Below are 12472 nucleotides of genomic sequence, written 5' to 3'. Positions count from 1 at the left end.
TGTTTTCTAAGCCGTCGTCCGAGCGCTCTGGGCGGAGCCAGAGGTCGCGTCGCGATACCAGTACTCGAGGGTCAGTACGTGCCAGAGGTGTTTGGAGTAATCCGCCTGTCCGGCGGCGTCCTCGGCGACCATGCGGGCCAGCGCCTCGCGGCGCAGGAGCCCGGAGTTGACGAGCAGGCCGTCGTTGACCACCTCGCGCACCAGCGGTGCCAGGTCGCGGCTCATCCAGGCGCGCAGCGGGGCGCTGAACAGGCCCTTGGGCCGGTACACGATCTCCCGGGGCAGGATCGAGGTGGCCGCCTCCTTGAGAGCGGCCTTGCCCTGCCGTCCGACGATCTTGCGGTCGCCGGGCACCGCGAACGCCGCCCTGACCACCTCCACGTCCACGTACGGCACCCGCACCTCGGTCGACGCGGCCATGCTGGAGCGGTCTGTGTAGGCGAGGTTGAGGCCCGGCAGGAACATCCGGGCATCGGTCAGGCACATGCGGTTGACGAAGTCGTCGAGGTCGTTGTCCTGGTAGACGTCGGCGTGTTCGGTCAGCACGTCGTCGACCGTCCCGGCCAGGTCGGGATCGATCAGGGCGAGCAGCTCCGGCCTGTCGTACATGGTGTAGCTGCGCCGGAACGCGGTCTCCTCGGGCAGATCGGCGAAGGAGAGGAACCGCTTCGCGAACCGCACCGACCGGTAACCGCGGGTGGCCGAGGCGACCGGCAGCCGGTCCACGACCCCGGACACCCCGCGGCGCAGGGGCCGCGGGACGCGCTGGTAGCGCAGCGCCAGCAGGTTGGCGAAGTGCTTGCGGTACCCCGCGAACAGCTCGTCGGCGCCCATCCCCGAGAGCATCACCTTGACCCCGGCCTCCCGGGCGGCCATGCAGATCAGGTAGGTGTTGATCGCGGCGGGGTCGCCGATCGGCTCGTCCAGGCTGTACGTCATCTGCGGCAGCAGGTCGAGCACGTTCGGGGCGATCTCGATCTCGTGCAGGTCGACGCCGAACTGCTCGGCGACCTGCCGGGCGTAGCGCAGGTCGTCCGGCATCGCCTCGAACTTGGCGTCCTCGGCGCGGAAGCCGATCGTGTAGGCGGAGATCCCCGGCTGGTGACGGGCCGCCAGCGCGGTCAGATAGCTGGAGTCGAGGCCGCCGGAGAGGAAGGTCGCCACGGGGACGTCGGAGAGCAGGTGGCGCCGGGTCGACTCCTCGACGACGGCGTCGAGGTCGGGCAGCTCACCGGCGCGGGCCCGCTCCTGGCCCTCGGCGGCCACGTCCTTCAGGTTCCAGAAACTGCCGCGCTCCACCCGGCCGTCGGGCCGGCACCTGAGCCAGCTCCCCGGCGGCAGCTTCTCCGCCTCGCGGAACGCGCAGCGCGAGTCCGGCACCCAGTAGTAGAGGAGGGAGGCCACCAGTGCCGCGTGGTCCACCTCCAGCGTCCCGCCGGTCGCGGCGGCGAGCGCCTTGAGCTCGGAGGCGAACATCAGGCCCTGGCCGCGCCGGAGCAGGAACAGCGGCTTGATGCCCAACTGGTCGCGGGCGAGCACCAGTTCACCGGTGCGCTCGTCGAAGACGCCGAACGCGAACATGCCGCGCAGCCGGGGCAGGCAGTCCGTGCCCCAGCGCCGCCAGGCCTCCAGGAGCACCTCGGTGTCGGAGGTGCCGCGGAAGCGCACCCCGGTGGCCGCCAACTCGGCCCGGAGTTCGGGCGCGTTGTACAGCTCGCCGTTGTACGTCAGGGCGAGGCCGTCCGAGACCATCGGCTGGGCGCCGGTCTCGGACAGGTCGATGATGGACAACCGGCGGTGCCCGAGCTGCACTTCGCCCTCACCCAGGGGGTGGCCGTAGCGGCCCGCGCCGTCCGGGCCGCGGTGGGCGAGGGTGTCGGTGAGCCGGTCGGTGACGGCCTTTCCGTCCGGCCATCGGTATGTGCCCGCGATGCCACACACGTCTACCGCACCTCCTGGTCGTTGTCCGGGACCCGTGCGGCCCGTATCGGCTGGCGTTCCGTGAGTCGCCGGCCGGCCGCGTTCTGCCAGGTCGGCCGCTCGCTCCGGCCGCGCAGCGCGTTGGCCAGCCCGTCCCACAGCGTGCCGTCGGTGCGGTCGCGGGGATCGGGGTCGATCAGAACCACACCGATCACCGGGATGCGCTGGTCCGCGAGCTGCCGGGCCACGGTGTGCAGCCATGCGGCGCTGCCGTGCCCGGCCCGCACGACGAGCACGGTCCGGGAGCCGAGGTGCTGGAGGTCGGTCCACGCCGTGCCGGGTGCCACCGAGCCGACGCCGATCCGCTGGTCCTGGGGGGACACGGTCGCCGCGTGTTCGCCGCCGACCACGGTGGGGTCCCCCGGTTTCGGGCGGCGGCCCGAGAGCTGCGTGCCGGGGAGACCGTCGACGACGGTCACCGGGCCGTCCTCCCCCAGTGCCCGGGCGAGGCCGAGGGCGATCGCGCTCGTGCCGCGCGCGCAGCCCAGTTCGAGCAGCGACAGCGGTTCCGCCGAGCCGCGCGCGGTGCGGGCCAGGGTCGTGGTGAGCCGTTCGCGTGCCACCCGGGTCCGCCGGCGCTGCCACAACCTGCCGGAACGGCGGGGCAGTTCGGCGATGACCGAGGCGCCGAGGTTCGCCGCGATGTCCCGGCGCAGCACGGGGCGGTCCGCCACGACCACGCCGACCGCGGCCAGCGCGAGCCCGAGGAAGAGCCCGAGGACGAGTCCGATCACGGCGTCGGTGACGGCGGTCTTGCGCAGGGAGTGCCGCACCGCGCGCGGTGCGTCCACGATCTGGGTACCGGCGACGAGCTGGGGCGCGCCGACGCGTGCCTCCTCGGCGCGCTGGCCGAAGTCGGAGATCTGCGAGGTGAGTTCGGCCCGCCGGGCGAAGAGCGATTCGAGGTTCGCCGAGTCCTTCGGGTCGGTGTCGGGCGTCCGGCCGGCGATCGTCTTGTTGACGTCGGCGAGCTCCGCCTGTATCCGGGCCTGCTGGTCGAGCAGGCCCTGGGCGTTGGCGTCGGCGATGGCCTGGATGCGCTGGGCGTGGTCCGCGACGAACGCCTCGGCCAGTGCCTTGGCCCGGGCCACCGCCTCCGCGTCGGTCTTGCCCGTCACATCGATCTCCAGGACGTTGTTGGTGAGTCCTGAGCCCCGGTAGTCCTTCATGAAGTCCTCGGGTTTCTCCGGGGACTTGAGAATCTTCAGGGCCGCACCGGCGATCCGCGAGGTCGCCAGCAGCTGGGCGTCGGTGCGGATCAGTGTTCCGGTGTCGTTCGGCTGGTCCTCCTGATGCGCGACCAGCACCTTGGTCACCGCGGCCGGTGCCGGCGGCAGCAGGACCGCCACGGCCGCGCCGATCAGCAGTCCGAGCAGGGCCATCGCGGACCAGAGCCGGCGGCGTCTGCGCACCGCGACCACCAGCGCCTGTACGTCGAGGAGCGGAGTGGTCGCCGACGACTCCGAAGTAGTGCTCGTCATCACGCCGGGCCTCCCGTCGTGTGGCCGTGCACCGCGAACGTCAACGTGGCCTCGTCCGCCGGACGGCCGGCGGTCCGCGCCGGACGGGTGGTGCGTACCGCGCCGGCGACGACGACGCCGACGACCTCGTGGCCGCCGTCCGCGCACGCCTCGGCGATGTCCGCGAGTTCCTCCGCGGTCCGGCTGCCCGCGCCGACGACGACCAGGGCACCGGACTCCGTGTCGCGGTCGCGATCCGGCACGACCGGCCGCTCCACCGACACCTCCACCACCCGCAGCAGCGGATCGCCCGTGCTCTCGGCGGCGAGCTGCCCGGCGGCCCGGCGGGCGACCTCGTCGTCTTCCGGTACCACGACCAACAGCCGCCGGGGTGCGGGCAGTTGGTCTCTCAGGCGAGCGCACACCCGCCGGTAGCGGATCCGTCTGTCCGACTCGTCGCCGGACCGCTGCGGGATCGGTACGTCCCACCGGGTGTCGACGCCGAGCAGCCGACGGATCCGGGACCTCGGGCCACGGCTCTCCGGCTCGTGCCCGCTCCGTTCACCGGGCACGTCGACGGTGCCGAGGAACGGCGAGCCCAGCGCCGCGGCGATCTCCGCCTCGGTGCGCGGCCGGCGGCTCACCCGTACCGCGGCGAGATGGCCGATGACCGCGAGCAGGAAGAACAACAGCGCCCCGCCGACGGTCAGTTGCGTTCTCGTCGGCGCCGACGCGCCGGTCGGCCGAGGCGCCGGCCCCATGACGACCATGTTGGCCTTGCCGGTGGCCGACGGGTCGGCCTCTTCGAGCTTCTTCATGGCGTCCTGCAGCGCGGTGCGCAGCCCCTCCAGCTCGGTGCGGGCCTGCACGCTCTCCACGGTCTGCCCCGGATCGGCCGCAGCGGCCAGGTCGGTGATGCGGCGGTTGGTGTCCGCCACCTGCTTGCGCAGCGCCTCGGTCTCCGTGGCCGCCGCCGGGTCGATGCTGCCGCCCGCGATGCGCACGGCGAAGGTGACGAACTGCTGGGCCATCTGGTCGGAGAGCCGCTGCGCGCGCTCCGGAGTGTCGGCCGTGCCGGAGATCTTGATGATGTTCCCGTCGTCGGCCTTGGCGCTCACCTTGTCCTGCAGGTCGGCGCCGCTGACGCCCTTCCAGCCGAGCGTGGCGGCCGCGCGGTCGGCCACCTCGGAACTGGTCGCGATGTCCACCTGGGTCAGCAGTTCGCGCTGGTCCCACTGGCCCGGCAGCAGGACCGATGCCGCCGCCGTGTATCGCGGCGGCATCAGCACCACCGAGGTGCCGTAGCCGACGAGCGCACCCACAACGGCGAGTAGCGCGAGAAGCCGCCACCGCCGACGGAGAATCCGTCCGATCGTGACCAGACGGATCGTGTCCTCATTCAATGGTGCGGCCTCTTCCCCGTACGGACCGGCCCGCCCGCCGACACCGGGGACTGGTCCCGGCATGCGGCGGTGTAGGCGGCGAGCAGCGACGCTTGCGAGTTCTGCCAGGACAGCGGGCCACTGATCCGCTCCTGGCCGGTCTTGCCCATCCGGGCCCGCTTGTCCGGATCGTCGAGGAGCAGCGCGATGAGCTTGGCGAACTGGGCCTCGTCGTCGTCGGGCGCGTAGACGGCGGCGTCACCGGCGGAGACGCGCGCCTCCTTGAGGTCGAACGAGACGATCGGCCGTCCCATCGCCATGTACTCCAGGACCTTGTTCATGGTCGACACGTCGTTGAGCGGATTGCACGGGTCGGGCGAAAGGCACACGTCCGCGGTGCACAGGTAGCGCACCAGGTCGGCGTCCGGGATGCGCCCGGTGAACCGCACCTGGTCGGAGAGACCGAGCTGCCGGGACAGTTCGACCATCGCGTCGAAGGCGTCGCCGCCGCCGACGAAGACGGCGTGCCAGTCGGTCCGCCCGAGCTCGTCGCGCAGTTTCGCGAGGGCCCGCAAGGCGTAGTCGACGCCGTCCTGAGGGCCCATGACGCCGAGGTAGCACAGCAGGTGGGGCTTGCCGCGCTTCAACTCCGGCTCCGGCGGCACCGGTTGGAACCGGTCGGTCGCGGGCGCGCTGCGCACCACGAAGACGTCCTCCGGCCGCTTGCCGCCACGGCTCAGCGCGACGTCCTTGTAGCTCTCGTTCGTGGCGAGCACGATGTCCGCGGCCCGGTAGGTCCGCCGCTCCAGCGCGCACACCGCGCGGTAGAGCAGGTCCTCACCCCGGTCGAACCGGGAGAGGTACAACTCCGGTACCAGGTCGTGCTGGTCGAAGACGAACCGCGCGCCGCGCCGCTTCAGCCACAGTGCGGGCAGGAACAGCAGGTCGGGCGGGTTGCAGGCGTGGACCACGTCGACCGGGCCGACCTTGCGGGCCAGCCGGAGCGTGTGCCACAGCGCCGATCCGTACTCGCGCAGATAGCCGGCCGGTCCGCCGGTGGCCGCGCGCAACGGGTAGCGGTGGATCCGCACCCCGTCGATCACGGCCTCCGGTTCCGTGTCCCGCTTCTCCCCCTGGGGGCAGATGACGTGCACGTCCCAGCCCGCGTCGCGCAGGGTGGTGCACTCCTGCCACACCCGCCGGTCGAAGGGGACCGACAGGTTCTCCACCAGGATCAGCGCGCGACGCTTCGTGCCGTCGCCACCGGTCTCGTTACCAAGCAAGGCCTATGTACCCCGGTTCGGTCCGGCGCGCGTCGGCGTCGGGAAGGCGGATGAGGTCGATGATCGCCGGGTCGCCCGTGTGGGGCAGCGCCGACAGTACGGTCGCGTCCTTGGTGCCCACCAGGCACACCTCGGCGTGCTCCAGCACCTCGTCGACGGAGTCGGCGAGCAGTTGCGCGAGATGCGGCAGCCGGCTCTCGATGTACTCGCGGTTCGCGCCGAGCAGCCGGGAGAGGCTCACGTTCGCGTCGTAGATCTTGAGGTCGTAGCCCTTGCCGAAGAGCCGTTCCGCGAGTTCGACGAGCGGGCTCTCGCGGAGGTCGTCGGTGCCGGGCTTGAAGGAGAGTCCGAACAGGCCCACCTTGCGCTTGCCGCTGCGCTCGACCAGGTCCACCGCCCGTTGGAGATGGTCGGAGTTGGAGGCCAGCACGTGGGAGAGGATGGGCACCGAGACGTCGGCCCGCTGAGCGGCGAAGACCAGGCTGCGCAGGTCCTTGGGCAGGCAGGAGCCGCCGAAGGCGAAGCCGGGCCGCAGGTAGGCGGGGCTGATGTTCAGCTTGCGGTCGGCAAGAAAGACGTCCATCACCTGGTGCGAGTCGACCCCGAGCGCCTGGCACACCGAGCCCAGCTCGTTCGCGAAGCCGATCTTGAGGCCGTGGAACGCGTTGTCCGCGTACTTGATGGCCTCGGCGGTCGGGATCGGCACCCGGAACACCTCACCGGGCAGGCCCTCGTAGAGCGCCGCGACCGCGTCGCCGCTGGCCGGGTCGAGTTCGCCGATGACGGTCTTCGGCGGGTCGAAGAAGTCCTTCACGCTGGTGCCCTCGCGCAGGAACTCCGGGTTGACCGCGACGCCGAAGTCGACCCCGGCCGTGCCGCCGACGTTCTTCTCCAGGATCGGCACCAGCAGGTTCAGGCAGGTGCCCGGGAGCATGGTGCTGCGGAACACGACGGTCTGCCGTCCGCCCCGCTCGGCGAGCGCGGCGCCGATCTCCTCGGTGACCCGCTCCAAGTAGGTCGTGCACAGGCTGCCGTTGGGCTCCGACGGGGTGCCCACGCAGATCAGCGACACCTCGCTGTTCGCGATCGCCTCGCGGACGTCGCGGGTGGCGCGCAGCGCGCCGGTCCGCACGACCTCGGCGATGAGCTCGCCGATCCGCTCCTCGACCACCGGGGCCTTGCCGTCGTTGACCAGGTCGACCTTCACCTGGTTGACGTCGACCCCGATGACCTCGTGCCCCATGCTGGCCAGGCACGCGGCCGACACACAGCCCACGTAGCCGAGCCCGAAAACGCTGACTCTCATGCCCCGTCTCTCCCCCCAGTCAGGCCCTTGCGGCCTGCGGTCCGCGCGTCGGTCGGTCGACCCCCGCGCATCAGTAGGCCCCCTGGCCGTGGATCACGGCACGCAGCGTCTTCCACAAGATCACCGTGTCCAGGGCGAGCGACCAGTCCTCCACGTAGCGCAGGTCGAGGCGGACCGCCTCCTCCCACGGCAGGTCGCTGCGTCCGCTGATCTGCCACAGGCCGGTGAGCCCGGGCTTGACCAGCAGCCGGCGCCGGATGTCCGGGCCGTAGGCGGCGGACTCCTCCGGCAGCGGGGGCCGCGGTCCGACGAGCGACATCGATCCGGTGAGCACGTTGAAGAGCTGCGGGAGCTCGTCGAGCGAGTACCGGCGCAGCACCGCTCCCACCCGGGTCACCCGCGGATCCCGGCGGAGCTTGAACAGCAGGCCCGCGCCGTCGTTCCGGTCGGCCAGGGTCGCCCGTGCCCCGTGGGCACCGGTGACCATGGTGCGGAACTTGATGATGGTGAACTCGCGGCCGTCCTTGCCGACCCGGCGCTGGCGGTAGAGGATCCCGCCGCGGCTGTCCATCGCCACGAACAGCCCGACGAGGATCATCAGCGGCGCGAGCACCACCAGCAGAATCGTTGCGCCTAGCCGGTCGACGACCCCCTTGATCGCCCGGCGGCCCCCGCTGAAGGTCGGCATGCTGACCCGCAGCAGCGGGATCCCGAGCACCGCGTCGACGTGCAGGCGCGGGCCGGCCACCTCCATCAGGACGGGGGCCACGATCATCTCGGCGTCGCTGCCCTCGAGGTTCCAGGCCAGCCGCTGCAACCGGTCCGGTGACCAGTGCGGGTCCGGGGTGACCGCGACGACACGGTAGCCGTCGTGGCGGACGTGCTTGGCGACGTCCTCCAGCATGCCGATGACCGGCACGCCGTCCAACTGGTCGCCGTCGAGGCCGCCTTGCTCGCCGTCGACCCCGCGGCCGTCCGTCGTGCACACCGCCTCCACCCGCCAGCCGAGGTGCGGGAACTTGCGGGTGCGGTTGATCAGGTCGCGCACGGTGGCCGGGCTCCCGGCGGCGAGCACCGGTCTCAGGCACCGCCCTTCGTTGCGCTGCTTGTGCAGCCAGAGGCGGAGCAGATACCGCTCGGTCATCGTGACGAGCGCGATCGCCGGGATCGCGACGAAGATCCAGAGCTTGATGTTGCGCGAGGTCAGAGCGATCCCGCCGAGCGCCAGCACGACCGTCGCCGTGAACAGTGAACGCCCCAACCGGCGGAATTCCTCGGCCCCTTGGCCGAGTACGGCCGGGGACCACGAGCGGCTCACCGCGAGCGCCCCCAGCACCAGCAACTGGGTGCCGAAGGCGAGGATCCCCCATTTCTCATGCCAGTTGGCCGCGTCCCGGGCCCCGAAGAAGTCACCGATCGACCCCACCACGAAGGCGGTGGCCACGGTGTCGCTGAAGATCACGGTACGTCTGTACCGCTGCTCCCATTCGATCGCGGGCTGTCCGATCGCCCCGTCCGCCAGACGCCCACGCGCCGACGGAAAAGGGCCGACTATTCCCCCCTGCCGCACAGAACCCCCCAAGGTCCCCAGCGTTCGGCGTCGCCGCCGCACACTGTTTCGCCCCCTGCGGAGGGTCCCCGCCCCCCGCACTGTGCCTCCCTCTCGAGAGGCCCCGCGCTGTTCCCCGTCCCGAACGCCACCGCCCCCGGCGTATGGCGTCCCGGTTGTCCCAGAGCTCCGTGCGCAACCCCCTGGCGGCAACGGACTCGCAGGTCCTGCCAGGCGCCTGATGTGCGCGCAAACCCCTCGATACCTCGGATGCTCCCCGCGCTCCGAGCCCCCCTATGGCTCCAAAGAACCGATCACCCCCACGTCCGGCGCGGGAGACGCGGCTACTGGCCGTCTGCATCGCCGGACCCATAGATCATCATTTGTCGCCTGGTGTCCCACCATGCGAAAGCACGGTCAATCTAGACCATCTGGGGGCGCCTGAAGAGAGGTCTGTGTGGACTTTGTGCTCAAGATTTGAAGGTCGGCCCCTAGATCGGTGATCTCCCGCGGGTGCCTTGATGACGGAAAACGTGCGGTGCGCTCTGTGGCGGCGGGAGTCCTCCGAGCCGACGGCACCGGCGGTCCGGGGTGTTCCGGCACCGAGCCACGGCACCCGGGAAACGGTCTTCACCGTTCCGTTCTCGCAGGCAGACGCCGAGGACGGCCTCGACCGGGCCGTCCCCGCCGCCCCCGAGATCGTCCGCGCCGACCGGCAACGCCCCCGAATCCCACGCGAACCGGCCCCCGCCGTGCCGGGTGCTCAACCGGCCAACCCGCGTGCCCAGGTGGCGAAATCCACGCGAGCCGCCCGACCCCGTTTCGGGAGGCAGGTTTTACGCGCGGAGGTGCCGCGAGGGCCGATCGGATCGCACACGCGAACGCCGCGGCGGATCCGATGACCGGTCGCCGGCCGTCGCCGGTACGGGAGCGCGACCCGGCGGAAGCGGGGCCGGTCGGAAAGCGGTACTCCCCACCGCGGAGGGGTGCCGCTCTCGGGCGGTGCGGCCAGGGTGGGTTCACCTCCCGGGTTCCGCGCGCGCTCGCTGAGATCGCGCAGCCCGCCGCGGTGACCGCACGTGCCCGCGGCGGGTCCGGCAGGGCGGGGACGCCCGCGCGTTACGCGGCGGCCGGGTCCGGGTAGTCCGGCGGGGTCGCCCAGCCCAGCAGGATTCCGGCGACGGCCGCGAGCGGGCGGTTCCGGATCTTCACCGCGAGGGTCTCCAGGAGCCGGAACAGGGTGTAGTAGGCGCCTGTCAGGACCGCGGTGACCACGCTGGCCACCGCCGTCGAGTCGAAGGTGACACCGATACGGACCAGCAGGGTCAGTACGAGTCCGGCGACGATCGGCACGACCGTACGCATGAAGCTGACAAAGAGGTTCACCGGGAGAGTCCTTTCCGTGCCTCGTGGTTCCGGGTGCCGTGCTGTCTTCAAGGGGCGGTGTCGAGGTGGACGACGACCTTGCCCACGGCCGCCTCGATGGCCGCGGTGATGGACGAGACCAGGGCGGCGGGGTCGATGGTCCTGTCGAACTTCGCGATGGCGGCGGCGAGTTGGGTGATGACCGCGCTCTGCGCCGCCTCGGTCGCCTGGACGGCCCGCAGGCGGAGGTTGGTGTCCTTGATGTAGGACTGCAGTTCCCAGTAGGGGTTGGTCTTCGCGTCGGGGGCGTCGGCCGGGGCGGCGATCAGGCCGTCCATGGTGAGGACCGCCTTCGCGGAAGCGGTGGCGATCTTGGCGATGTCGGCGGCGGTGAGCGGCATGTCGGTCTCCGTTCCGGCGGCCCACGTACGCAACGCGGACTCGCTCAGGTAGCAGATGGATCGGTCGAGCGGGGTCGAGGTGAACTGCCAGAACAGCGGCGTACGGCCGGCCGGTGCGGGCCGCGCGCGTGCCTCCGCCTGTGCGTAGCTCGCGGCACCGGACCAGGGGTACGCCGGGTACCACAGCGGTGCGTCGGCGGGAGCGTGGCCGGCGGTCAGATCGCTGCCCGAGGTGTAGACGCCGACGCGCTGGCCGGGGAACGCGGCCTGGACCGCCGCGATCCACGCCTTGGCGTAGGACAGGATCCCGGCCGCGGAGACGCCCGCGTAGTTGGCTCCGTCCGACCGGCGTTCCAGGTCGAGCCAGTGCACGAAGCCGGGCCTGGCGTGGGGTTTCACGGCGGCCACGTAGTTGGCCGCCTCGGTGGTGGCGCTCTGGTTCGGCCAGCCGAAGTGGTAGGCGCCGGGGACGAGTCCGGCGGCGATGACGGCGGTGATGTGCTGGGCGAAGCGGGTGTCGTGGGTGTGCTCGCCCTCGCTGGCCTTGGCGAAGGCGAAGACGACGCCTTCGGCCTTGCGGGCGGTCCAGTTCTGGGCCGGCTGGTAGACGGAGACGTCGACGCCACGGCATGTGGCCATGTCGGCATGCCCCTTTCGGGTCGTCGTACGGTGTGAGTGGTGGCCGGGTCCGGTCGGCCCTGGTGCCGGAACCGGTCGGCCTTCGCCCGATGGCCGAAGGCCGACCGTCCGGTCCGGCGGCGGTCCGCCGTCGCGCCCGGCACCCGTCGGTTCGTCACGGGCTTCTACGGTCGTGAGCTCTCGCTCGTCGTGGGAACCATGGCAGGCACCCCGTGACCGGGACGTCACCGCCGTATCAACACCACGCCGTCGGGCCGGGCCCGGTCATTCCGGGCGGTCGTGCCGCTCGGGTGTCGCGGCCGAGGGCGACGGGGTCCGCGCGGCGCCTCGGGCACGGTGCGGGATCATGCCGGCGAGGCGTGCCGAGGGTTCGATGCCCAGCTCGGCGCGGAGCAGCCGCCGGAACGCCTCGTAGTGCCGGATCGCCTCCACGACGTTGCTCTCGGCCAGATGCACGGTCACCACCGCGCAGTGGGCGCTCTCGCGGAGGGGCTCGATCGCGACGCAGGTGAGGGCGGCCTCCAGCGCGAGTGCGTAGCAGCCGCGCCGGGTGTGCCGGGCGCTCAGCGATTCGAGTGCGTGCAGGCGGAGTTGGCGCAGCCGCTCGCGCTCGGAGCAGATCCACTCCTCGTCCCATCCGGGGAGCAGTTCGCCTCGCGCCAGCAGGCCGGGCGGAGGCAGCGGGTCGCCCGGATCGTGCGCGGAGCAGGTCAGGCTCAAGGCGGCCCGGGTGAAGTCGTCGACGTCGACGGAGACGCCGTCCGCGAGGTACAGGGTGTCGCCGTCGCTGCCGACCGCGGGGTACGGCACCCGGCGCAGCCGCCAGAGCGTCGTACGGAGGCTGCCCTGCGCGTGCTCCTCGGTGACGTCGGGCCACAGGGTCCCGGCGACCACCGACCGGGGCGCGCGCTTGTGCAGTCCGAGATAGGCCAGCAGCCGCTGCTCGTTGGCCGGGACGGCGATGCCGCCCTCGGTGCCCTCCAGCCTGAAGGCGCCGAACAGACGCAGTCCGGCGAGCCCCGGGGGCTGTTCCGTCGTGTCTTCGTGTCTTCGTGGTTCCGCCGTCAGTTCGTTCCAGGCCATCGCCGTCCCCGTCTCCCCGTGTGG

Annotated in this window: 9 protein-coding genes; all 9 read right to left on the bottom strand. The window is 71.6% G+C overall.

What is annotated here, in order from left to right; genetic code table 11:
- Nucleotides 1–6: 6 nt before the first annotated feature.
- The 9 genes from asnB to R2B38_RS37085 all read right to left on the bottom strand — a co-directional run bounded on the left by asnB (nt 7) and on the right by R2B38_RS37085 (nt 12448).
- Nucleotides 7–1941 (bottom strand): asparagine synthase (glutamine-hydrolyzing), encoded by a 1935-nt coding sequence (gene asnB, locus R2B38_RS37125; RefSeq protein WP_318020174.1) that lies wholly within the window; start codon nt 1939–1941, stop codon nt 7–9.
- Between the two features lie 2 nt (nt 1942–1943).
- Nucleotides 1944–3464, bottom strand: a complete 1521-nt coding sequence (locus R2B38_RS37120; protein ID WP_318020173.1) for a Wzz/FepE/Etk N-terminal domain-containing protein — start codon at nt 3462–3464, stop codon at nt 1944–1946.
- Nucleotides 3461–4843, bottom strand: a complete 1383-nt coding sequence (locus R2B38_RS37115) for a Wzz/FepE/Etk N-terminal domain-containing protein (protein WP_318020172.1) — start codon at nt 4841–4843, stop codon at nt 3461–3463. Before R2B38_RS37115 ends, R2B38_RS37120 begins: the two co-directional genes overlap by 4 nt.
- Nucleotides 4840–6105, bottom strand: a complete 1266-nt coding sequence (locus R2B38_RS37110) for a glycosyltransferase family 4 protein (protein ID WP_318020171.1) — start codon at nt 6103–6105, stop codon at nt 4840–4842. The genes R2B38_RS37115 and R2B38_RS37110 overlap by 4 nt, the downstream gene beginning before the upstream one ends.
- Nucleotides 6095–7411: a nucleotide sugar dehydrogenase gene (locus R2B38_RS37105; RefSeq protein WP_318020170.1), complete on the bottom strand. Its 1317-nt coding sequence runs from the start codon at nt 7409–7411 to the stop codon at nt 6095–6097. The genes R2B38_RS37110 and R2B38_RS37105 overlap by 11 nt, the downstream gene beginning before the upstream one ends.
- Nucleotides 7412–7481: 70 nt before the next feature.
- A complete protein-coding gene (locus R2B38_RS37100; RefSeq protein WP_318021887.1) occupies nt 7482–8981 on the bottom strand; it encodes a sugar transferase in 1500 nt (499 codons plus the stop codon).
- A gap of 1098 nt (nt 8982–10079) precedes the next feature.
- Entirely contained in the window at nt 10080–10346 is a 267-nt protein-coding gene (locus tag R2B38_RS37095) for a hypothetical protein (protein WP_318020169.1), read from the bottom strand.
- Between the two features lie 47 nt (nt 10347–10393).
- Entirely contained in the window at nt 10394–11365 is a 972-nt protein-coding gene (locus R2B38_RS37090; RefSeq protein WP_318020168.1) for a glycoside hydrolase family 25 protein, read from the bottom strand.
- 264 nt (nt 11366–11629) lie between these two features.
- A complete protein-coding gene (locus R2B38_RS37085) occupies nt 11630–12448 on the bottom strand; it encodes a BTAD domain-containing putative transcriptional regulator (RefSeq protein WP_318020167.1) in 819 nt (272 codons plus the stop codon).
- Nucleotides 12449–12472 lie beyond the last annotated feature (24 nt).

Origin of the sequence: Streptomyces sp. N50 (assembly GCF_033335955.1) — a bacterium.
Classification (GTDB): Bacteria; Actinomycetota; Actinomycetes; order Streptomycetales; family Streptomycetaceae; genus Streptomyces.
The sequence above is the reverse complement of the archived record's forward strand: the minus strand, read 5'-3'. Positions and strand labels throughout refer to the sequence as shown.

Excerpts from the sequence above, each read along its gene's own strand:
- R2B38_RS37105 (WP_318020170.1), bottom strand. The coding sequence starts at position 7,411 with ATGAGAGTCAGCGTTTTCGGGCTCGGCTACGTGGGCTGTGTGTCGGCC.
- R2B38_RS37090 (WP_318020168.1), bottom strand. The coding sequence starts at position 11,365 with ATGGCCACATGCCGTGGCGTCGACGTCTCCGTCTACCAGCCGGCCCAG.
- R2B38_RS37085 (WP_318020167.1), bottom strand. The coding sequence starts at position 12,448 with ATGGCCTGGAACGAACTGACGGCGGAACCACGAAGACACGAAGACACG.